This is a genomic window from Vibrio sp. BS-M-Sm-2 (genome assembly GCF_041504345.1).
Taxonomy (GTDB): Bacteria; Pseudomonadota; Gammaproteobacteria; order Enterobacterales; family Vibrionaceae; genus Vibrio; species Vibrio satsumensis.
This window is the reverse complement of the sequence record NZ_CP167894.1, coordinates 2,547,298-2,568,980: the sequence shown is the minus strand read 5'-3', so window position 1 is coordinate 2,568,980 and position 21,683 is coordinate 2,547,298. Positions and strand designations below refer to the sequence as shown.

19 protein-coding genes and 2 tRNA genes are annotated in these 21,683 nt (G+C 44.7%); 5 read left to right on the top strand and 16 right to left on the bottom strand.

Annotation, left to right across the window (positions count from 1 at the left end):
- Positions 1–114: 114 nt before the first annotated feature.
- Positions 115–618, bottom strand: coding sequence for a GNAT family N-acetyltransferase (locus tag AB8613_RS11850; protein ID WP_372383855.1), 504 nt, complete (start codon positions 616–618; stop codon positions 115–117).
- Positions 602–1,171, bottom strand: coding sequence for an SCP2 domain-containing protein (locus AB8613_RS11845; RefSeq protein ID WP_146490663.1), 570 nt, complete (start codon positions 1,169–1,171; stop codon positions 602–604). Before AB8613_RS11845 ends, AB8613_RS11850 begins: the two co-directional genes overlap by 17 nt.
- Before the next feature lie 216 nt (positions 1,172–1,387).
- On the opposite strand from AB8613_RS11845, the gene AB8613_RS11840 reads away from it, so the two are divergent.
- The 3 genes from AB8613_RS11840 (at position 1,388) to AB8613_RS11830 (ending at position 5,515) form a co-directional block, all read left to right on the top strand.
- Positions 1,388–3,427: a bifunctional diguanylate cyclase/phosphodiesterase gene (locus tag AB8613_RS11840; RefSeq protein ID WP_146490662.1), complete on the top strand. Its 2,040-nt coding sequence runs from the start codon at positions 1,388–1,390 to the stop codon at positions 3,425–3,427.
- Between the two features lie 177 nt (positions 3,428–3,604).
- On the top strand, positions 3,605–4,618 hold the full coding sequence (locus tag AB8613_RS11835; protein WP_285954262.1) for a peptidase U32 family protein: 1,014 nt from the start codon (positions 3,605–3,607) through the stop codon (positions 4,616–4,618).
- An 18-nt stretch (positions 4,619–4,636) separates the two neighbouring features.
- The gene (locus AB8613_RS11830; protein WP_017059237.1) at positions 4,637–5,515 is read left to right on the top strand and encodes a U32 family peptidase; all 879 of its coding nucleotides are present in this window, start codon (positions 4,637–4,639) and stop codon (positions 5,513–5,515) included.
- Between the two features lie 85 nt (positions 5,516–5,600).
- On the opposite strand, the gene AB8613_RS11825 is transcribed toward AB8613_RS11830, so the two are convergent.
- Positions 5,601–6,938 carry an MATE family efflux transporter gene (locus tag AB8613_RS11825; RefSeq protein ID WP_146490661.1) on the bottom strand — a complete coding sequence of 446 codons (1,338 nt, stop codon included), beginning with the start codon at positions 6,936–6,938 and terminating at the stop codon, positions 5,601–5,603.
- A gap of 89 nt (positions 6,939–7,027) precedes the next feature.
- The gene (locus tag AB8613_RS11820) at positions 7,028–7,435 is read right to left on the bottom strand and encodes a MarR family winged helix-turn-helix transcriptional regulator (protein WP_146490660.1); all 408 of its coding nucleotides are present in this window, start codon (positions 7,433–7,435) and stop codon (positions 7,028–7,030) included.
- A 171-nt stretch (positions 7,436–7,606) separates the two neighbouring features.
- Here AB8613_RS11820 and AB8613_RS11815 point away from each other — a divergent pair, with 171 nt between their 5' ends.
- Together AB8613_RS11815 and AB8613_RS11810 are read left to right on the top strand one after the other, a co-directional pair.
- Positions 7,607–8,116 carry a helix-turn-helix domain-containing protein gene (locus AB8613_RS11815; RefSeq protein ID WP_146492455.1) on the top strand — a complete coding sequence of 170 codons (510 nt, stop codon included), beginning with the start codon at positions 7,607–7,609 and terminating at the stop codon, positions 8,114–8,116.
- Positions 8,113–8,955 carry an IS3 family transposase gene (locus tag AB8613_RS11810; protein ID WP_327784266.1) on the top strand — a complete coding sequence of 281 codons (843 nt, stop codon included), beginning with the start codon at positions 8,113–8,115 and terminating at the stop codon, positions 8,953–8,955. The genes AB8613_RS11815 and AB8613_RS11810 overlap by 4 nt, the downstream gene beginning before the upstream one ends.
- 65 nt (positions 8,956–9,020) lie before the next feature.
- On the opposite strand, the gene nlpI is transcribed toward AB8613_RS11810, so the two are convergent.
- From nlpI to glmM, 12 genes are all read right to left on the bottom strand, one after another.
- Complete coding sequence (nlpI, locus tag AB8613_RS11805) at positions 9,021–9,944, bottom strand: lipoprotein NlpI (protein WP_061018730.1); 924 nt, start codon at positions 9,942–9,944, stop codon at positions 9,021–9,023.
- Positions 9,945–10,068: 124 nt separating this feature from the next.
- Entirely contained in the window at positions 10,069–12,189 is a 2,121-nt protein-coding gene (gene pnp / locus AB8613_RS11800; RefSeq protein WP_372383854.1) for a polyribonucleotide nucleotidyltransferase, read from the bottom strand.
- A gap of 378 nt (positions 12,190–12,567) precedes the next feature.
- Positions 12,568–12,837, bottom strand: a complete 270-nt coding sequence (gene rpsO / locus AB8613_RS11795) for a 30S ribosomal protein S15 (RefSeq protein ID WP_010436144.1) — start codon at positions 12,835–12,837, stop codon at positions 12,568–12,570.
- A 218-nt stretch (positions 12,838–13,055) separates the two neighbouring features.
- Entirely contained in the window at positions 13,056–14,009 is a 954-nt protein-coding gene (gene truB, locus AB8613_RS11790; protein WP_017059233.1) for a tRNA pseudouridine(55) synthase TruB, read from the bottom strand.
- The gene (gene rbfA / locus AB8613_RS11785) at positions 14,009–14,422 is read right to left on the bottom strand and encodes a 30S ribosome-binding factor RbfA (protein WP_017065964.1); all 414 of its coding nucleotides are present in this window, start codon (positions 14,420–14,422) and stop codon (positions 14,009–14,011) included. The genes truB and rbfA overlap by 1 nt, the downstream gene beginning before the upstream one ends.
- Before the next feature lie 134 nt (positions 14,423–14,556).
- Positions 14,557–17,247, bottom strand: coding sequence for a translation initiation factor IF-2 (gene infB, locus AB8613_RS11780; protein WP_060982625.1), 2,691 nt, complete (start codon positions 17,245–17,247; stop codon positions 14,557–14,559).
- A gap of 22 nt (positions 17,248–17,269) precedes the next feature.
- Positions 17,270–18,757, bottom strand: coding sequence for a transcription termination factor NusA (gene nusA, locus AB8613_RS11775; protein ID WP_017059230.1), 1,488 nt, complete (start codon positions 18,755–18,757; stop codon positions 17,270–17,272).
- A gap of 35 nt (positions 18,758–18,792) precedes the next feature.
- On the bottom strand, positions 18,793–19,248 hold the full coding sequence (rimP, locus tag AB8613_RS11770) for a ribosome maturation factor RimP (protein ID WP_004738265.1): 456 nt from the start codon (positions 19,246–19,248) through the stop codon (positions 18,793–18,795).
- A 234-nt stretch (positions 19,249–19,482) separates the two neighbouring features.
- Positions 19,483–19,559: transfer RNA gene (locus AB8613_RS11765), tRNA-Met, on the bottom strand.
- 53 nt (positions 19,560–19,612) lie between these two features.
- Positions 19,613–19,697: transfer RNA gene (locus AB8613_RS11760), tRNA-Leu, on the bottom strand.
- A 16-nt stretch (positions 19,698–19,713) separates the two neighbouring features.
- Positions 19,714–20,046, bottom strand: a complete 333-nt coding sequence (secG, locus tag AB8613_RS11755) for a preprotein translocase subunit SecG (protein ID WP_017059392.1) — start codon at positions 20,044–20,046, stop codon at positions 19,714–19,716.
- Between the two features lie 294 nt (positions 20,047–20,340).
- Complete coding sequence (gene glmM / locus AB8613_RS11750) at positions 20,341–21,681, bottom strand: phosphoglucosamine mutase (protein WP_060982626.1); 1,341 nt, start codon at positions 21,679–21,681, stop codon at positions 20,341–20,343.
- Between the last annotated feature and the right edge of the window lie 2 nt (positions 21,682–21,683).

The following is a 21,683-nucleotide window of genomic DNA, read 5'->3' as shown; positions in this document are numbered from 1 at the left end:
GCAAACTTTAAAACAGTCCATTAGAGTTGGGCTGATACTAACAAAAAATAAAGGAGCATCAAGCTCCTTTATTTAGACCAAATCAGTTTGCATCATATTGCGTTGGAAATAGCTTTATAACTCGTTGAACTCTGGGCTGTAAGCTACCTCGCCAGGACGCCCCGTAAGAGCACCTTCTACCAACTCAATCGCTTGAAAGGCGCCTTCTGGCACATCCCAAGTACAACTCAGGCCAAATTCACTTGCAGCTTTGAAACCAAAGCGACCGTAATAAGCTGGATCACCCAACACAACGCAGGCTGGATAACCGAAATCAACCAAAGTAGAAAACGCATCTTCAACCAGTGATGTGGCAATACCTTGATTGCGGAACTCTTCCTTCACGGCGAGAGGTGCAAGCCCTTGCCAGTTATGATCATCACCATCAAGAGTGATAGGACTAAACATCAGGTGACCGACCACTTCGCCTTCATCAGAACAAGCGACCAGCGATAGCGTTAAATGGCTATTCTCACGCAAATTCATAACCAAGTTAGCTTCTGCATCTGTTTCAAAAACAGATTTCAATAAACGATCGATGACAAGTATATCTGCCGGTGCTTCAGTTCGAATAAGCATTCATTACCTCACTTTGTGTATCTGGGGATTGTACTCCCTTCTGCACAAAATCAGCTAATTGATTTAACAAAGTTTTCATAGGGCTCGGCAATACGTCCAAATCTACGCTATCCATCAAGTTTTTAACTTCTAAACCTAACTCGGTATCGCCCTCAATAGACAGTCTACGTTGGAAGAAAAGCGTATCTGGGTCTTCTTTACGCCCCGCAATCAACACAAGATCGTTAAGATTACCGCTAAAGCTTACATCTTCAGCCACCTCTTTATCAGCTACAACTAGTTGCTCATTTTTGTAGCTAATACACCAACTTAACCCCATATCTTTTATTGAGACTTTAAGCCACTTGTCTTCTAAAAATTCAAAGTCACCGTCCTCTAAAGCTTCCTTAAAGACATTCTTAAGCGCCTCCAACAAGGCTCTTTTTTGTACTGTTTTAGGCAATAACTGGACTGGAGATCGCAAAATTGATGCGGCATTTTGAACTAGTTGAGTGCGAATCTTGTTTATCACGTGACTTATCCGTAACTTTGTCAATAATATGGAATACATCATAGATGATGTTGAGATCTCAGTTACTGTTATGTATCAAATTAACTTCTGTTTGATGCTCGACCTTTAATATCCTGAAAATCACAGTTATAGTAACTCAGGTAATGAGAATTACAGCGGTTCGCTGCACTCACAGGTAAATATCGATAGCTACACAAAAAGTAATAAATATTTATCGATAGTGAATATTCAAGCTCTTGGAGAATTGGTAGTACTTTGATGCCTCCCCAGCAACTACAACATTGGTTTACCCAGCTAACTGCAAACAGTCCGTTCTTTTTCGCAGTACTTGATGCTCAACATAACTATTTTATGGTGAATGAGCGTTACTGCGATATTGCTGGCTTGAGTCAAACAGAGCTTGTAGGCATGAATGACCGTCAAACATTAGGCGAGCAATTCTACCAGCACCTTAAACCTTACTATGAGCGTGCATTTAATGGCGAGTCGATTGAGGCCGAAGTCACCCTCAACGAAACCGATCTCGATACCAGCCTTCACTTCAGCCTGTCTCCGCTTACCAATGGCAACAAAACTGACTACATTGTCTTTCATGCCTTCGACACATCAGAAAACCAAGTACTCGTCCGTTCTTTAGAAGAATCTGAAGCAAAATTTCACAAACTATCTCACCTACTCCCAGACGGGTTACTGCTAGTTGAAAGTGACTACATCTTGTCATCCAACCCAGCTGCAGCGCGCTTGCTTGGCTTTAACTCCACCATAGAGTTAATTGGCGAAGAGTTGGGACGCCTATTTATCGATGAACAAACCAAAACAGTCTTCAATAATAAACTCAGCTCTATTATTTCTGAGTCTGGTTTGGTTTGCTTAACGGGTGCCCGATGCGGCTTTGAACGTAAGGTTCAGCTCAACATCGACTCTACCACCGTTCTTGGAAGTAACACTCAGTTGGTGCTTATTCAAGACGCACAAGAAACCGCAAAACAATATACATCGGCAAACAGTGAAGATGCCTACATCGATGCACTGACCAAGCTCTACAACCGAGTTGGGTTTACTAAGCGTCTTGAGCAATTCATTCACAACGATACGCCGGTTGTGATGCTTTACTTAGACATTGATAACTTTAAAAATATCAATGATTCACTTGGTCATCACATCGGTGACAAAGTGATTAAAGAAGTCGCCTCACGCCTTAAACGCTTACTGCCTCGTAAAGCCGTAATTGGGCATTTAGGCGGTGATGAATTTGGTATTATCCTGCCAGAACCCGAACATCAGCGAACACCTGAAATGCTCGCTGAAAAGATCATTTCCCTGATCAATCAACCTTTCGATCTTCACCATTTTAGTAAACGCTTAGCCTGCTCGATTGGTAGTGTGAGCTTTCCTCAAGACGGTACTGATGCTCGTATCTTGCTGCAAAATGCAGACACAGCAATGTATGAAGCCAAAGATCGTGGTCGCAATCGTCTAATCAAGTTCAACGAACAGATGAACAAAGAAGCGCGTATGCGACTGTGGCTGGAGATTGAACTACAAAAAGCGCTGCAACAGAATGGACTTGAGGTTTGGTATCAACCTAAGGTCAACGCACGAGATTTCACCATCAACGGCGCTGAAGCTCTAGTTCGTTGGAAACATCCTGTAGAGGGTTATATTAGTCCAGCGGCGTTCATCCCTGTAGCGGAGCGAGCCGGCCTTATCGAACAACTTGGTCGCGTGGTTATGCGTGAAGTATTTGCTACGGTTAAGCGCTGGAAGATGCAGGGAATTCTCCCTGGTCGTGTAGCAATCAACCTTTCTCCTGAACAGTTTGGAAATCCGAAGCTGATTGATTACATGGAAAAGCTGCTGCGTTCGACAGAGCTTGACCCAAGTGCGATTACATTTGAGCTAACGGAAAGCGCGGTGATGAGTGACAGTGAACACACACTGCAAATGCTCAACGCGATTAAAAAGCTCGGCTTCGCTCTATCGATTGATGATTTCGGTACCGGTTACTCATCACTATCTTACCTAGCTCGCTTCCCAATTGATGAACTTAAGATAGACCGTGCTTTCATCTCTGATATCGATACCCTACCAAAGCAAATTACTGTAATTGAAAACATCATCAACCTTGGTAAGTCTCTCGATTTAACCGTGGTTGCTGAAGGTGTAGAAACCAGTGAGCAAGCGACTCTACTGTCTAACCTCAATTGTAGTTCAATTCAAGGCTTTCACTTCTATCGCCCTCAACCAAAACAAGATGTCGAAGAGCTATTTGCCCAAAATCGTCGCCATAAGAACTAACAAGCCGATTCAAATATCTCACGTTCAAGCCAAGCCAACATGTAAAACGGTCACTCGTCAGTACCTCAAACGGAGTAAAAGCAGATTTATCCATCTAAACCTGCCTTACATCAATTCCGTCATTCACAATTCTTCATAAAATGCCCGCTTCAACTTAATTCTACTGGTAGTGAGCAAATGGAACTCTTATGCCCAGCGGGTAACTTACCTGCTTTGAAAACCGCCATTGATTGCGGTGCGGATGCTGTCTATATCGGATTCAAAGACGATACCAATGCCCGACACTTTGCAGGCCTAAACTTTGCGGGTAAAAAGCTCGATCGTGCTGTGCAGTATGTACATGACCACAACAAGAAAATTCATGTTGCTCTAAATACGTTTGCTCACCCAAATGGCTTCGACCGTTGGACCAATGCCGTAGACAACGCCGCTGCACTGGGTGTTGATGCGCTGATCATCGCAGACATCGCTGTGCTTGAGTACGCTGCAAACAAATATCCAAATCTAGAACTGCACCTATCGGTACAAGCATCTGCGACCAATGCGGCGGCTATCGACTTCTACCACAAAAACTTCAACGTTAAACGTGTCGTATTGCCGCGCGTATTATCAATTCATCAGGTTAAACAGCTTTCTCGTAACATCACTTCTGACGTTGACCTTGAAGTATTCGCTTTTGGTAGCTTGTGTATCATGGCAGAAGGCCGATGCTACCTCTCTTCATACATGACGGGCGAATCACCAAACACAGTGGGCGCTTGTTCTCCTGCGAAATACGTTCGCTGGCAAGAAACAGAAACGGGCCTAGAGTCTCGCTTGAATGAGATCCTTATCGATAAGTATGAAGCAGGTGAGAACGCTGGCTACCCAACGCTGTGTAAAGGCCGCTTTGAAGCCGAGATCGATGGTGAACGTAAGCGCTATCACGCACTTGAAGAGCCCACCAGCCTCAACACGCTATCCATGTTGCCTGAGCTTTTCGCTGCAAACGTTGCCTCAGTGAAGATTGAAGGCCGCCAACGCAGCCCTGCTTATGTCGAGCAAGTGACTCGTACTTGGCGCGCTGCTATCGATCGCTACTTAGCGAACCCAGAACAATACCAAGTTGAACAAGCTTGGAATGCGACACTGGCGAATGTATCTGAAGGTACACAAACCACGCTTGGCGCTTATCACCGTAAATGGCAATAGAGCCAAATGGAGAACTCAATGAAATACGCATTAGGCCCTCTACTTTATTTTTGGCCAAAACAAGACGTTGAAAGCTTCTATGAGCAAGCGAAATCAAGCTCTGCTGACATCATCTACCTAGGTGAAGCTGTATGTTCAAAGCGTCGAGAGATGAAAGCGAAACACTGGATGGACATTGCTAAAGAGCTGTCTGCTTCCGGTAAGCAAGTTGTACTCTCGACCATGGCATTGCTAGAAGCGCCAAGCGAAGTCAACATCATGAAGAAGTACATCGATAATGGTGACTTTGCGATCGAAGCCAATGATGTATCTGCAATTCAACTAGCTAGCGAAAGCAAAGTACCTTTCGTGGTCGGCCCTGCAGTAAACACATATAACGCACGCACACTGAACCTGTTCTTGAAACAAGGTATGACGCGTTGGTGTATGCCGGTTGAGCTTTCTCGCGAATGGCTAAGCAACGTAATGACACAGTGCGAAGAGCTGAACATCCGCAACAAATTCGAAGTAGAAGTATTTAGCCACGGCTATCTACCGCTTGCTTACTCGGCTCGCTGCTTTACAGCTCGCGCAGAAAACAAAGCTAAAGACGATTGCGAAACATGCTGTATCAAGTACCCAACAGGGCTACAAGTAGAAAGCCAAGAAGGCCAATCAGTATTCAACCTTAATGGTATCCAGACACAATCAGGCTACTGCTACAACCTAGTCAATGATTTGCCAAACATGCACGACCTGGTTGATGTGGTTCGTTTAAGCCCACTCGGTATCGATACCTTCTCTGAAATCAATAATTTCAGAGCAAACGAGCAAGGTCAAAAACCGATGAAGATTGAAAGCCGCCAATGTAATGGTTACTGGCATCAGCTTGCAGGTTTAGACGTTAAGAACATTTAGTTCTTCGCATTGGACTAACCAGCAACAGATACAAAAAAGGTCTAGCATTCGCTAGACCTTTCTAATTCGACTTAAGAAACACAACCTATGCCGTCGCTGTTTCCATCGGCGAGGCATCGAGCTTCTTTAGGTCTTTGTAGAGCATTACCATCACCACCACACTTAGCGCGATGTTAGACAGTGGGTACGCAATCCAGATCCCCGGCACACCATACAACTTAGGCATAATGTACAAGAAAGGTAGTTGGATAAGCATATTACCTATCGTCACAAACATCGCTTTGCTGCCCTTGTTCACTGCTTGATAGTAAGCTCCTGCTACTACCAAGAAGCCATCCAGCGCCAGTGCAAACATGTGAAGTCGAATACCCAACACGGTGTACTCAACTAGCTGAGGTTCGTCTGAGTTAAATACTGATACAAACTCCCGTGGGAACGCGTTCAGAAGCAACACGAACGCCACACCAATCAATACCGAACTCATCATCGCAATCTTAAGTAGCTTACGGATATTCGCTTGGTTACGCGCGCCATGGTTGTAACTCACCAAAGGTTGCATACCGTTGGCGATACCTTCAGCTGTGAGATAATAAACCGTCACGATGTAACCCAAAATCGCGTAAGCGCCAATCATCAACTGATCGCCATATTGGGAGAACAACGCATTGTGCAGCGCCACCATCATCGAACCATAAGCGTACATAAAGAAGCTTGATGTACCAATGGCGAAGATTTGTGGAATCACATCGAGCTTCAGTCTCAACTCATTCCAACGTAAACGTAGGTTTGCTCGACGTGAGAAGAAGTAAGCCAAGCCGAGACCCGTTACCACAAACTGGGCAATCGCTGTTGCTAATGCCGCGCCCATCAACTCCCAACCATAGAGGGCGATAAACAGGTAATCGAGTACGATGTTAATTACCGCACCAACGATCATCAATATGGTGGCGAGATTAGGGCTGTCATCATTGCGCAGTAAAAACGGCATCGCGATCGAACCTAGCGTGAAGACACCGGCACCAATCAGAATGTGTAAGTATTGCAGACCAAGCTCATACACTCGCCCTTCAGCACCCTGCCAAAGCAAGAAGTTATCAGCAAACAAAAACAGCAATGCCGAAACAATAGGCGTAATCGCTAACAGCAAGGTTAAACCCGTTGCTAAGATCTGCTTAGCGCCTTGAGTATCTTTTTCACCTTGGCGAATAGAGACCAGCGCACCTGTACCCACCCCCACCAACATACCAATACCGAGAATCGAACCAATCACAGGCCACGCAACATTGATACCTGCAAGCCCATCAGCTCCCACATAGCGGCCAATGAAGATGCCATCCACCACTTGATACAGGCCATTAACCAACATGGCTGCCACGGTAGGGATTGTGTATCGCCAAAACTGGCGACTAATTGAGTTACTCATTTTTTACTCTACTTTCATTTGTGAGTCGCATATCAATAAGATATGACTCGAAAAATTAGTTAACAAAACTAACTAAATATCTAAATTATTTACTTCAAAGCCTTATTTAATAATAGATTTAGTTGTTGAGACTCTTGCTCAGACAAACGACTTTCCAGTATCTGTGCCATAACCTGATAGATCTTACTTTCTTCTTCCAAACCCACTTCTGCTTTATTGGTCAGTACTACTAGCTTAGATCTCGCATCTTCGAGCGAAGCTTTACGTTCAACAAGGCCCTTTCTCTCAAGCCTCTGAACCATAGTGGTCGCTGAAGGCTTGGTGACTTGCATCTCAATCGCAAGATCAGTTAATCGGATCGGTTCAGGAGATGCTTGAATAACCTTCAAATAGTCATACTCATTGAAGCTCAATTGACAAATAGGCTCTTCATTTACCTGAGTTCGCCATATCTTAGAGGCGAAGCGCTCAATCTTTTCTAAATTCTGGTTCAGCATATTCATCCAATCAAAGAACAACATTTAGTTAGCAAGGCTAACTATTTTAGTATTGTTTAAATTAAAAGCAATCAAAAATGAGCCCCCCTGTTTATAAAAAAAGAGCATAAAAAAGCCGCTGACAGTGAACTGACCCCCAATAGTTGGACACCAATTATTGGGGGTCTTTTTATGTCCAAATATAGCCGAGAGCTAAAATGTATCATTGCTAAGCAATACTTAGATGGCACGTCATCTCTCTACTTAGCAAAACAATATTCAATTTCTTCAAGACAGATACGGTATTGGGCTCAAGTCTTTGCCATCCATGGTACTGATTCATTTTTACCAACTAACCATGCGGCTACTGCTCAGACAAAACGAAAAGCATTGAATTTAATGTGGACGAATGAATGGTCTCTCACGCACACTAGCGCAGTATTAAACCTCTCATCCCCTGGGATACTCTCAGTCTGGCTCAAACGATTTAATGAGCTCGGTATCAAAGGGCTCAAAATGCGCCAGAAAGGAAGACCCTCAATGAAACAGCAACCTCAACGTACCACTAAGCCTGATAATGAAATGACGCTTGAGGAGCTAAAAGAGGAGTTGGTTTACTTACGAACCGAGAATGCCGTTCTAAAAAAGTTGGAAGAGTTGGAGCAGGAAAAAAACCGTCGAACAAAGAAAAAGCGGTCATAGCTCTAACTCTTAAAGGCAAGTACCCGTTGAAGCACTTACTGCACACTCTACAGCTGGCAAAAAGTGTCTTTTATTATCAGGCTCAAACGAGCAAGCGCCCAAATAGCTACGAACGTGAGCTGCGGTTGATAAAGTCAATTTATCATGAGCATAAGGGCCGATACGGCTACCGCCGTATTCACTTGGAATTAAAAAATCAGGGGTTCGTGCTTAACCACAAAACGGTTCAAAGGCTTATGGCTCAGCTCAACCTTAAATCGACGGTCAGGATTAAAAAGTATCGTTCATACCGAGGAGAGTCTGGAACAGCTGCTCCCAACGTGCTTGAAAGAGATTTTAGTGCGACTCAACCCGACGAAAAGTGGGTAACTGATGTCACGGAGTTCAAAGTCAAAGAGCAGAAAGTATACTTGTCTCCCGTTGTCGACTTGTTTACTCAGGAAGTGGTTGCTTATAGAGTGGCCAAAAGTGCCTGCTTGCCGCTAGTCACGGATATGCTGACGGAAGCCATATCAAAGCTTAAACCCAACTCAAAGCCAATTATACATAGCGATCAAGGTTGGCAATATCGCCATCGACAGTATCAAAAAAAGGTAGCGGAGAGTGGGTTAACACAAAGCATGTCGAGAAAAGGTAACTGCTTGGATAATGCGGTTGCTGAAAACTTTTTTGCTTTACTCAAAACAGAGATGTATCACAACCAAAGCTTTGAAGATGCAGATGCTCTGATAGAGCAAATTAAAGAATACATCGAGTACTACAATACCAAACGTATAAAAGTGAAACTAAAAGGCCTGACTCCGATAGAATATCGAACTCAGGCCTTGAAAGCCGCTTAACAGAAATGTCCAACTTTACGGGGTCACTTCACAGGCAGCGGCTTTACGGAATCAAGATGTATAGCTTACTTAGCGTTAGCTTCTTCTTCGGCCTCAGCCAACTTAACTTGCGCTAAGTGCTCGGCTTTAAGCGTAGTGAAGATACGACTTAGCTCTAAGAAAGAGTAGCGGTGCTCTACATATTCATACACGTTGAAAGACACTGACAACTTGTATAAAGAGATCGCATTCGCGTAGTCACCATTCATATGGTAACGCTTAGCAAGGTAAAAGTATGTCTCTGTTAGGCGCTGCGCAAGTAACGTGTTATCACGAGTACCGGTTAAAATCGCCTTGAAAGCCTGCTCTTCAGTAATGTCATCAAGCATAATCGCGACTAATACCCAGCCCCACTGCTCATCACGGCTCTCGTAACGTTTTTGTAAATCAAGCTTAGCTTGCTCTGGCGTGAGCTCATGCTGAATGATGTACAACCACAGAGCACGAAACGGATCGCTAGGATCATCGGCGTAGTGCTTCATCATTTCTTCGTTAGCTAAGTCGTAACGCTCGCCATAATAAAGCGCGATAGAGCGGTTTCTTTCTGCGTAAGAGTTTGCAGGATCAAGCTCTAACGTAGAATCAAAAGATTCATAAGCCGCATCAAACTCCCCTACCTGCGTAAAGTAAACACCCAAAAGGTTGAAGATATCAGGTTGAGCAGGGTTCAATGAAAGAGATTGGTTGAAGTCGAGACGCGCTAGATCACGCAGGCCAACACTGTCGTAGTAATTACCACGTTCAAACAGCATCTTAGCTCGAACTTCATCGTTCAAATCTGGGCGCTGTAATAGCTGACTAAGACGTGCAATTTGAACTTCTTGCTGAACGCTTGGTTGCAGTGGCACAGCCATCGGTGGATAAACCCAACGTGAGGTGTTATCTGATGTTGTCGCACAACCTGTTAGTACAAGCAGTAAACACATACTCGCGGTTTGAAACCATTTCACAAATAATTACTCCTGTTATGACCGCAATAAAAAAGGGGAGCTATATGCTCCCCTTTATAACATGCTTTGTTGACGATGGGTTAGAAATCACTAAAAAGCGATATCACCATCGACACACTGAGAATTACTCAGCTGCAGGTGCTTCGCCTTCAGTTGGCGTTTCAACTGCTTCTTTCATGCTTAGACGTACACGGCCTTGACGGTCAATTTCAAGAACCTTAACAGGAACTTCTTGACCTTCAGTTAGGTAGTCAGACACTTTCTCAACGCGCTTGTCAGCGATTTGAGAGATGTGTACTAGACCATCTTTACCTGGAAGAATAGTTACGAATGCACCGAAGTCAGCTAGACGAGCAACTTTACCTTGGTAAATGCGGCCAACTTCAACTTCAGCTGTGATCTCTTCGATACGACGGATTGCTTCTTTAGCAGCAGCGCCTTCAGTAGCAGCAATCTTGATTGTGCCATCGTCTTCGATTTCGATTGTAGTACCAGTTTCTTCACAAAGAGCACGGATAACTGCGCCGCCTTTACCGATAACATCTTTGATCTTATCAGAGCTGATTTTCATTGTGTGGATACGTGGAGCGAATTCAGAGATATCTTCACGAGCACCAGAGATAGCTTCATCCATTACAGAAAGGATGTGCTTACGTGCACCTTGCGCTTGGTTAAGTGCAATTTGCATGATCTCTTTAGTGATACCTTCGATCTTGATGTCCATTTGAAGTGCAGTGATACCAGCGTTAGTACCTGCTACTTTAAAGTCCATGTCACCTAGGTGATCTTCGTCGCCAAGGATGTCAGAAAGAACAACGAAATCGTCGCCTTCTTTAACAAGACCCATTGCGATACCCGCAACAGAAGCTTTGATTGGAACACCAGCATCCATAAGCGCTAGAGACGTACCACATACAGAAGCCATTGAAGAAGAACCGTTAGATTCAGTGATTTCCGATACAACACGAACTGTGTATGGGAATTCTTCAACAGAAGGCATTACTGCTTGGATACCACGTTTAGCAAGCTTACCGTGACCAATTTCACGACGCTTAGGTGAACCAACGAAACCAGTTTCACCTACACAGTATGGAGGGAAGTTGTAGTGTAGAAGGAAGTTGTCTTTCTTCTCACCCATTAGGCTGTCGATGATTTGAGCATCACGTTGTGTACCTAGCGTTGCAGTAACAAGTGCTTGAGTTTCACCACGAGTGAATAGAGAAGAACCGTGTGTACGTGGAAGAACACCAGTACGTACGTCTAGCGCACGAACCATGTCTTTTTCACGACCGTCGATACGTGGGTTGCCAGCGATGATGCGGCTACGTACTACGTTTTTCTCGAGAGAACCAAGCATGCCGCGGATTTCGCGCTCATCTAGGTTTTCGTCTTGTGCAATTAGAGCTTCAACAACGTCGTTCTTGATTGCGCCAACTTGCTCGTAACGAGCCATTTTCTCAGTGATCTGGTACGCGTCAGATAGACGTGTTTCAGCAAGTTCAGCAACTTGAGCTTTAAGCTCAGTGTTAACTGCTGGCGCTTCCCAGTTCCAAGCTGGAGTTGCTACTTCAGCAGCAAACTCGTTGATTGCTTTGATTACAACTTGTTGTTGGTCGTGACCGTAAACAACAGCTGAAAGCATTTCTTCTTCAGATAGGTTATCTGCTTCAGATTCAACCATTAGTACTGCGCCTTCTGTACCAGACACAACTAGGTCTAGTTTAGAGTTTTCAAGCTCAGTATTTGATGGGTTAAGAACAAGTTCGCCGTCGATGTGACCAACACGTGCAGCACCGATAGGACCATTGAATGGAGCACCAGAGATAGCAAGCGCAGCAGACGTTGCGATCATAGTGATCATGTCTGGGTTTACGTCAGGGTTGATAGAAACAACCGTAGCGATAACTTGAACTTCGTTTTTAAACGCACTTGGGAAAAGTGGACGAATTGGACGGTCAATCAGACGAGCTGTTAGTGTTTCGCCTTCAGATGGACGACCTTCACGCTTGAAGAAGCCACCAGGGATTTTACCCGCAGCGTATGTACGCTCTTGGTAGTTAACTGTTAGAGGGAAGAAGTCTTGACCTGCAACTGCTTCTTTCTTAGCAACAACAGAAACGAATACTGATGTATCGTCCATAGTCGCCATTACAGCAGCAGTAGCTTGACGTGCAATTACGCCCGTTTCTAGAGTAACGGTGTGGTTACCGTACTGGAACGATTTTACAACTGGTTTTTCAAACATTGTATATCCTTAGCTCTAAAGTCAGACTTTAGATTAAGTGAATAATGACTCAAGATATTACCAATCGCGACTAGTGAAAAGGGACTTAGAATAGTGACTCTTTGTATGAGTTCATACGCCGAATTAAGACCAAATCCGCCTTTGAATAGTCGCGACCTATTGGCCGACATCTGTGACTGTAATCTCTTGAGAGGTTGATTGCCAAACGTTGAAAACGCTATAGGCGGGCGTAGTATAAACTATTTTTATTAGGAGAGATATTTCCTATCAGAAAAAGCCAGATGATATTCTGAGCATCCGGCCTAGCATTTTCTTACAGGCACAAAAAAAGGAGCATAAATGCTCCTTTTCTTCAAACTGTCTTTGCAGACATCGCTATTAGCGACGTAGGCCTAGACGCTTGATTAGGTCTTGGTAACGAGCAAGGTTTTTGCCTTTCAAGTAATCAAGAAGCTTACGACGGCTAGAAACCATACGTAGTAGACCACGACGGCTGTGGTGATCGTGTTTGTGCGCTTTGAAGTGACCTTGTAGGTGGTTGATAGAAGCAGTAAGTAGTGCTACTTGTACTTCTGGTGAACCTGTGTCGCCTTCAGATTGTGCGTATTCTGCAACGATTGCTGCTTTAGTTTCTGCATTCAGAGACATAATTCTCTCCTGATAAGAGTAAGTTTATATTTGTAGCAGCCAATCTCTGATTCAGCCGCTACGCGAGCCGAGGATTATAGGGAAGTTTGTCAGTTGGTGCAATAACAATCGAACCCATTAAAAACGAAAAAAGCGAACCACCTAAATTAGGCGTTCGCTTTCTGTCTTATTTGCTCGCTTTTCAAGGCTAAACACTAATACCTAATTCGGTTTCAGCGCTACGCTTGTGGCTCTTCATCTCTGAAAACAACCAAACGCTTCGGTGCAACTCGGCCATCTTCAGCAATCTGAGCAACGCCGACAAACAGCTTCTCTTCGCCACTTGTCATACGAACCGTACCTTCAGTTGGCGCACCAGCAACTTGAACTGGCATACCGTGCTGAACTAGGTCAGTCAGTTCCGCGTTCAGGTTTACTTCTGGTAAATCTTCAACGGCAGTGTCCATTGGCATCAACAGTGGATCAAGCAGCTCTTTCGGTGCAATTTCTTGCGCCTGTGCTTGCTCTAAGATCTCGTTTAACTGCTCCAAAGTCACCATACGCTCATATGGGTACTTCGCTACACCTGTACGACGAAGCATGGTCACGTGAGCACCACAACCTAGCATTTCACCAAGATCGTCGGTAATTGTGCGGATGTAAGTACCTTTCGAACAATGCACTTCCATTTCAACTTCATCACCTTCAAAGCGAAGCAGTTCAATAGAGTACACTGTAATCTTACGAGACTCACGAGGAACCTCGATACCTGCACGTGCGTATTCGTACAAAGGCTTACCTTGATACTTCAATGCCGAAAACATTGATGGTATCTGATCGGTTTCACCCTTGAAGCTCGCAATGCAACGCTCAAGCTGTTCTTGGGTCACGTTAACATCACGCGTCTCAACCACTTCACCATCAGAGTCAGAGGTATTGGTACGCTCACCAAGCTTAGCAATAACAACGTAGCGCTTATCAGAATCTAAAAGAAACTGAGAGAACTTCGTTGCTTCACCAAGACAAATTGGCAGCATGCCAGTCGCAAGAGGATCCAGAGCACCGGTGTGCCCTGCCTTCTCTGCAAAGTAAATACGCTTTACTTTTTGCAGTGCATCATTAGACGAAATGCCAGTCGGCTTATCTAATAGAATTACCCCGTTGATAGGGCGACCTTTACGACGGCGAGCCATTACTCTTCGCCCTTAGACTGAGTTTCGTCAGTGCGGCCAGCTTCTTCTTGCTTACGCTTGTCGTCATTCAGAACTTCACTTACTAGGTTAGACATACGCATGCCTTCTACTAGTGTGTTGTCATAAGTAAAACGAACTTCAGGCGTTAGGCGGTGGCGAATACGCTTACCAAGAGCCATACGAACTGGCACTTCATGCTCTTTAAGAGCTTTAAGGCATGATTCAGGTGTTTGCTCACCAACACATAGAAAAGTCACGAACACTTTTGCGTATGCAAGGTCACGAGACACTTCTACGTCTGAGATAGTTACCATACCAATACGTGAGTCACGAACTTCACGTTGTAGGATAAGAGCAAGCTCTTTTTGAAGCTGCTGAGACACACGTTGTGTGCGGCTAAATTCTTTTGACATTTTCTTTTCTCACTTAGAAAGATGGGGGGCTTGGTAATTACCAGCCCCCCATGGTGTATTCAACAACCGATTACTTATTACCTTTACTAGTAATGTTAGTAACCTTAGTCAATATGTCGAGTCGTACAGACTGATTAGTCTAGAGTACGTTTAACCTCAACGATTTCGAATACTTCGATCTGGTCACCAACGCGAACGTCGTTGTAGTTCTTAACGCCGACACCACACTCGTAACCGTTCTTAACTTCTTGAACGTCATCTTTAAAGCGACGAAGTGACTCTAGTTCACCTTCGTAGATAACAACGTTTTCACGAAGTACACGGATTGGGTTGCTACGCTTAATCGTACCTTCAGTAACGATACAACCAGCGATTGCACCAAGTTTAGGCGACTTAAATACGTCACGAACTTGTGCAAGACCAATGATCTCTTGACGGAATTCAGGAGCAAGCATACCGCCCATCGCCTGTTTAACTTCGTCAATCAATTGGTAAATGATTGAGTAGTAACGTAGATCTAGGTTTTCGTTCTGAACCGTGTTACGCGCAGTTGCGTCAGCACGAACGTTGAAACCAAGGATGATAGCGTTAGAAGCTGCTGCAAGAGTTGCATCAGTTTCAGTAATACCACCAACACCAGAACCTACGATGTTCACTTTAACTTCGTCAGTTGACAGCTTCAGTAGAGAGTCAGCAATTGCTTCTACAGAACCTTGAACGTCAGCTTTAAGTACAACGTTAAGTTCAGCAACTTCACCAGCCGTCATGTTCGCGAACATGTTCTCTAGTTTCGCTTTTTGTTGGCGAGCTAGTTTAACATCACGGAATTTACCTTGACGGTAGTTCGCAACTTCACGTGCTTTACGCTCATCACGTACAACAGTCGCTTCGTCACCTGACGCAGGTACGCCAGAAAGACCTAGAATTTCTACAGGGATAGATGGACCTGCAGTTTCGATGTCTCTGCCGTTCTCATCGCGCATTGCACGAACACGGCCGTACTCTTGACCACAAAGAACGATATCGCCTTTGTTTAGAGTACCAGACTGTACTAGTACTGTTGCAACTGGACCGCGACCTTTATCAAGACGAGATTCAACAACAACACCAGACGCCATGCCTTCTTTAACCGCTGTAAGCTCAAGAACTTCAGACTGAAGAAGGATTGCTTCTAGAAGACCATCGATGTTTGTACCCTGTTTTGCAGAGATGTGAACGAAGATGTTCTCGCCGCCCCATTCTTCAGGGATAACGTCGTATTGAGCTAGCTCATTTTTAACGTTGTCTGGGTTTGCACCCTCTTTATCGATCTTGTTCACAGCAACAATCAAAGGAACGCCTGCCGCTTTCGCGTGCTGGATTGCTTCGATTGTTTGTGGCATTACGCCATCGTCTGCTGCAACTACAAGTACAACGATATCTGTCGCTTGAGCACCACGAGCACGCATAGCTGTAAACGCCGCGTGTCCAGGAGTATCAAGGAAAGTGATCATGCCGTTGTCAGTATCTACGTGGTAAGCACCAATGTGCTGCGTGATACCGCCAGCTTCGCCAGAAGCAACGTGTGCTTTACGAATGTAATCAAGTGTTGAAGTTTTACCGTGGTCAACGTGACCCATGATAGTAACAACAGGAGCACGACCTTCAGCGATAGCATCGCTATCACGGTCAGCTAGTACTGCTTCTTCAAGTTCGTTTTCTTTACGTAGGATTACCTTGTGACCCATTTCTTCAGCAACAAGTTGTGCTGTTTCTTGGTCGATCACTTGGTTGATAGTCGCCATAGCGCCCATCTTCATCATTACTTTGATAACTTCAGTTGCTTTAACTGACATTTTGCTAGCCAGTTCAGAAACAACGATAGTTTCGCCGATAGCAACGTCAGATTTAGCAACAGTCGCTGACTTATCGAAGCCTTGCTGCATTGAAGTTGGTTTAGCAAGCTTACCTTTACCGCCACGACCACGTTGGTTACGACCACCACGGTTGTTTGCAGGTTGGTTAGCAGGAGCTGCTTTCTTCTTGCGACGACGAGGTGCTTTCTCATCTTTCTTATCTGCCGCATCTTCAGCTTCACGAGCGTAAGTAGAAGTAGTCACATGGTAATCCGCAGATTTCTCTTGCTCTTTCTTCTTCTTCTCTTCTTCAGACCAACGTTCTTGGTTCTCTTCTGCTAACTTACGAGCTTCTTCAACAAGCTTAGCTGCTTCAGCTTCTGCTTTACGAGTTGCTTCTTGCTCTTGACGAGCTTTAAGTTCATCCGCTTCTTTTTTCGCTTGTGCGTTAGCGTCTGCATTTTTTGAATTCATGTCTTTTTTAGCCTTTTCAGCTTGTGCGCGTTGAGCCTTCTCTTCAGCTTCACGTTTTGCATCCGCTTCACGTGTTACTTTTTCTTCGGCTTCGCGCTGTGCTTTCTCTGCAGCATCACGTTTCGCTTGCTCTTCAGCATCGCGTTGTGCTTTCTCTTCCGCTTCACGATTAGCTACTTCCTCAGCTTCACGTTTCGCTTCATCTTCAATAGTGCTGCGCTTCACGTAAGTACGCTTTTTACGTACCTCTACTTGAACATCCTTACTCTTACCGCCTCCAGCGGCAACACTTAGCGTGCTGCGGGTCTTGCGTTGAAGAGTTAAACGAGTCGGTTCTGTTTCACCAGAAGTATCGCCGTGCTCCTTTTTAAGGTGCGTTAGCAATGTTTGCTTCTCTGAATCAGTCACTTGATCCGACCCTGATTTCTTCATGCCTGCATCAGCAAGTTGTTCAATTAAGCGGTCAACTGGCGTACCAATCTCTTCACTCAGTGCTTTAACTGTTAATTGTGTCATACCGCTTTCTCTCCTTGCTGAATTATTCTTCGTCGCCGAACCAACAGATGTTACGCGCAGCCATAATTAGCTCGCCTGCACGCTCTGCAGTTAGGTCTTCGATGCCTTCTAGTTCATCAACGCCTTGGTCAGCTAGGTCTTCCAATGTCGCAACGCCTTTTGCTGCTAGCTTGTAAGCCATTTCACGCTCAAGACCTTCAAGTGCAAGTAAGTCTTCAGCAGGCTCAACACCGTCGAAAGTTTCTTCTTTCGCTAGCGCTAGAGTAGTCAGTGCGTCTTTTGCGCGGTTACGTAGTTCTTCAACGATACCTTCGTCTAGACCGTCGACTTCAAGAAGCTCGTTTACAGGAACATATGCTACTTCTTCAAGTGTAGAGAAGCCTTCTTCAACAAGCATTTGAGCAAAGTCTTCTTCAATGTCTAGGTGCTTCATGAAGTTTTCAATAGAAGCTACTGCTTCTTCTTGGTGCTTCTTCTCTAGGTCAGCAACAGTCATTACGTTCAGTTCCCAACCAGTCAGTTGAGAAGCTAGACGTACGTTTTGACCGCTACGGCCAATTGCTTGTGCTAGGTTATCCGCTTCAACAGCGATATCCATAGAGTGTGCGTCTTCATCAACGATGATTGAAGCAACATCAGCAGGAGCCATTGCGTTGATTACGAATTGAGCCGGGTTATCGTCCCAAAGAACGATATCAATACGCTCACCGCCAAGATCGTTAGAAACAGCTTGTACACGTGCGCCACGCATACCAACACACGCACCAACTGGGTCAATACGTTTGTCGTTTGTTTTCACTGCGATTTTAGCACGAGAACCAGCGTCACGTGCAGCACCTTTAAGTTCAATTAGCTCTTCACCAATCTCAGGCACTTCAACACGGAATAGTTCAGCTAGCATTTCTGGCTTCGAACGAGTAACGAAAAGCTGGAAACCACGAGCTTCTGGTTTAACTGCGTAAAGAAGACCACGAACACGGTCACCTGGACGGAAGTTTTCACGAGGAAGTTGGTCATCACGAAGGATTACCGCTTCAGCGTTGTTACCTAGGTCAAGAATAATAGTGTCACGGTTAACTTTCTTAACTGCGCCAGTTACTAGCTCGCCTTCGTTGTCGATGAACTGTTCAACGATTTGAGCGCGTTCGGCTTCACGTACTTTCTGTACGATTACTTGCTTAGCCGTTTGAGTCGTAATACGGTCAAACGTTACTGATTCGATGTCATCTTCAATGAAACCGCCAAGTTCGATCTCTGGATCATCGTACTTTGCAGCTTCAATAGAGATTTCTTTTGTTGGGAATTCAACTTCCTCAACAGCTTCCCAACGACGGAAAGTTTCGAAATCACCCGTTTTACGATCGATTTCAACACGAACTTCAATTTCTAGTTCGCTTTTCTTTTTTGTTGCCGTTGCAAGCGCGATTTCAAGCGCTTCAAAAATACGCTCACGAGGAACTGCTTTCTCATTAGAAACAGCTTCTACTACCGCCAAAATTTCTTTGTTCATTAATCTAGCCTCTTAAGCTCTTCTCTCTAGGAGAACTAAAATTTAGGGATCAGGTTAGCTTTCGCAATATTGCTCAGGACGAATTCTTCTTCTTGTCCTTCAACCAATACTTTCACTGTCTCGCCTTCGATAGATTGGATATCACCTTTCCATTTACGACGGTTGCCGACAGCCATTTTCAAAACGATGCTTACCTCGTGACCAATAAATTGTTGGTAATGCTCTGCTTTGAACAGTGGTCTCTCTAAACCTGGTGAAGACACTTCAAGGTTATAAGCCACTGAAATTGGATCTTCAACGTCCATTACGGCACTTACTTGGTGACTAACTTCAGCGCAATCATCTACATTGATACCATTCGGTGAATCGATGTAAATACGTAGCGTTGAGTGCTCACCAGCACGAATAAATTCTAATCCAACTAACTCATAACCTGATGCTGCTACTGGAGCGTCAAGCATTTCAGTAAGTTGTCTTTCTAAACCAGTCATTTAACCACTCCAGAAACAAAAAAAGGGCTCAAAGCCCAATTTAAATTCCAAGCAAACATTATCTAAACGCATTTATAAATGCTTAGATAACAAAAAACCCCGTATAAGCCGGGGTTTTTGTTGCTGGACCCTTATATGTTAAGTGCCATCACATTCGATATCACACTTAACTCACAGTGAGGTTCACACTGTGCAAACTTGCTACCAATACAAGCTATATAATAGCATTGAAATTGGTTGCGGGAGCCGGATTTGAACCGACGACCTTCGGGTTATGAGCCCGACGAGCTACCAAACTGCTCCATCCCGCGTCCGACTTGTGAGCATTATACGCCCAACAAGATGTTTTACAAGTTTGTAAACATGGTGCCGAGAGAGGGACTCGAACCCTCACACCCTAAGGCACTAGCACCTCATGCTAGCGTGTCTACCAATTTCACCATCTCGGCATCAAATCTTTACAGATTATTGTGGAATTTCGTCGCCTTGCGCCGGAACTTCACTCACTGCATCATCAGCTTGTTGAATTACCTGACCTTGAGTCGGGTCAATCCATTGTGACTCAGTTTTATGTGTAGACATATTACCAAGCACTAAGCTAAGGATAAAAAATGTAGTTGCAAAAATTGCAGTCATTCGGGTAAGGAAATTTCCTGAGCCACCAGCACCAAACACAGTGTTTGAAGCGCCAGCACCGAAAGAGGCTCCCATATCTGCGCCTTTACCTTGTTGAATCAACACTAGGCCAATTACACCAAGCGCTGCCAACAGGTAAATCACAAGTAGAACTGTAAACATTTTTCCACCTATGTTCCTAATTGTTGAGCCAGCGCCGTTCAAAAAACTATTTTTTAGAACAAGGCTAGCGACCTCCTAACTGAAGGCCGAGCAATACTAGCGAATGCTACGTTGACTGACAAGGAGAATTTGCTAAAAAATAAGCCTTTACCAAGCGAATGGTCAAAAAAAGGTCAAAAGCGACACAAAACTCATTTACGTCTCTATTGACCGTTATATCTTTTGACCGCTATATAAGCCAATCACTTCTAATCACAGGCGCTATTCGTTGCGCCTGTTAAGTAAAAGGTTAAATTAGCAGTTTGCTTTTACTGCATCTGCAATCTTAAGCGCAGATGCTTGAACAAGCTCAGCATCTTCGCCTTCAACCATCACGCGTAGTAGTGGCTCTGTACCAGACTTACGTAATAGCACACGACCTTTCTCGCCAAGCTCTGCTTCTACTTCAACAACCGCTGCTTTTACCGCTTCTGCTTCTAATGGGTTTGAGTCTCCGCTGAAACGAACGTTTTCTAGAACTTGAGGGTACAACGTCATGCCTTGAGACAGCTCATTCAGAGTCATTTCGCTATCAACAACTGAAGCCAATACTTGCAGAGCAGCAACGATAGCATCACCCGTCGTCACTTTATCTAGTAGGATAACGTGACCCGAGTTTTCGGCACCGATCTTCCAGCCTTTAGCAAGAAGCTGTTCCATTACATAACGGTCACCAACAGCCGCACGTACAAACGGAATACCTAACTGCTTAAGGCCATTTTCCATACCAAGGTTGGTCATTAGTGTACCAACAACGCCACCTTTCAACTCACCACGGCGCAGGGCATCACGAGCAATGATGTAAGCAATTTGGTCACCATCAACTTTGTTGCCTAGCTCGTCAACCATAATGATACGGTCACCATCACCATCAAAGCCAAGGCCTAAGGCCGCTTTTTCTTCAAGTACTTTTGCTTGCAGAGCACGTACATCGGTAGCACCCACTTCATGGTTGATGTTAGTACCGTTTGGCTCAACACCAATCGCAATAACTTCAGCACCTAGCTCTTTAAATACAGCAGGTGCAATATGGTAAGTCGCACCATGAGCACAATCGACAACAATCTTCATGCCAGCAAGTGTCATCTGATTTGGGAATGTGCTCTTACAAAATTCAATATAACGACCAGCGGCATCGTTTAAACGTACCGCTTTACCAAGCTCAAATGAGTCAACACATTCGATCTCTTTATCCAATTCGGCTTCAATCGCCAACTCGATATCATCTGGTAGTTTTGTTCCCTCAGAAGAGAAGAATTTGATACCGTTATCGTAGTAAGGGTTGTGCGATGCAGAGATAACGATACCAGCTTCCGCGCGGAAGGTTTGAGTTAGGTAAGCAACGGCAGGTGTTGGCATTGGGCCAGTAAACGTAGCCTGCAGACCAGCAGCAGCAAGACCTGCTTCTAGCGCAGACTCCAGCATGTAGCCAGAGATACGAGTATCTTTACCAATGATGACTTTCTTTGTGCCCTGTTTCGCAAGAACACGACCCGCAGCCCAGCCAAGCTTCAGAACAAAATCAGGTGTAATAGGGTACTGGCCAACTTTGCCACGCACACCATCTGTGCCGAAATAACGTCTCTTATCAGACATAG

What these genes read in the sequence shown, in the direction of transcription:
- AB8613_RS11850 (WP_372383855.1), bottom strand. Translation starts at nt 618, where the DNA reads ATGCTTATTCGAACTGAAGCACCGGCAGATATACTTGTCATCGATCGT.
- AB8613_RS11845 (WP_146490663.1), bottom strand. Translation starts at nt 1,171, where the DNA reads ATGATGTATTCCATATTATTGACAAAGTTACGGATAAGTCACGTGATA.
- AB8613_RS11840 (WP_146490662.1), top strand. Translation starts at nt 1,388, where the DNA reads ATGCCTCCCCAGCAACTACAACATTGGTTTACCCAGCTAACTGCAAAC.
- AB8613_RS11835 (WP_285954262.1), top strand. Translation starts at nt 3,605, where the DNA reads ATGGAACTCTTATGCCCAGCGGGTAACTTACCTGCTTTGAAAACCGCC.
- AB8613_RS11830 (WP_017059237.1), top strand. Translation starts at nt 4,637, where the DNA reads ATGAAATACGCATTAGGCCCTCTACTTTATTTTTGGCCAAAACAAGAC.
- AB8613_RS11825 (WP_146490661.1), bottom strand. Translation starts at nt 6,938, where the DNA reads ATGAGTAACTCAATTAGTCGCCAGTTTTGGCGATACACAATCCCTACC.
- AB8613_RS11820 (WP_146490660.1), bottom strand. Translation starts at nt 7,435, where the DNA reads ATGCTGAACCAGAATTTAGAAAAGATTGAGCGCTTCGCCTCTAAGATA.
- AB8613_RS11815 (WP_146492455.1), top strand. Translation starts at nt 7,607, where the DNA reads ATGTCCAAATATAGCCGAGAGCTAAAATGTATCATTGCTAAGCAATAC.
- pnp (WP_372383854.1), bottom strand. Translation starts at nt 12,189, where the DNA reads ATGTTTGAAAAACCAGTTGTAAAATCGTTCCAGTACGGTAACCACACC.
- rpsO (WP_010436144.1), bottom strand. Translation starts at nt 12,837, where the DNA reads ATGTCTCTGAATGCAGAAACTAAAGCAGCAATCGTTGCAGAATACGCA.
- truB (WP_017059233.1), bottom strand. Translation starts at nt 14,009, where the DNA reads ATGGCTCGCCGTCGTAAAGGTCGCCCTATCAACGGGGTAATTCTATTA.
- rbfA (WP_017065964.1), bottom strand. Translation starts at nt 14,422, where the DNA reads ATGTCAAAAGAATTTAGCCGCACACAACGTGTGTCTCAGCAGCTTCAA.
- infB (WP_060982625.1), bottom strand. Translation starts at nt 17,247, where the DNA reads ATGACACAATTAACAGTTAAAGCACTGAGTGAAGAGATTGGTACGCCA.
- nusA (WP_017059230.1), bottom strand. Translation starts at nt 18,757, where the DNA reads ATGAACAAAGAAATTTTGGCGGTAGTAGAAGCTGTTTCTAATGAGAAA.
- rimP (WP_004738265.1), bottom strand. Translation starts at nt 19,248, where the DNA reads ATGACTGGTTTAGAAAGACAACTTACTGAAATGCTTGACGCTCCAGTA.
- secG (WP_017059392.1), bottom strand. Translation starts at nt 20,046, where the DNA reads ATGTTTACAGTTCTACTTGTGATTTACCTGTTGGCAGCGCTTGGTGTA.
- glmM (WP_060982626.1), bottom strand. Translation starts at nt 21,681, where the DNA reads ATGTCTGATAAGAGACGTTATTTCGGCACAGATGGTGTGCGTGGCAAA.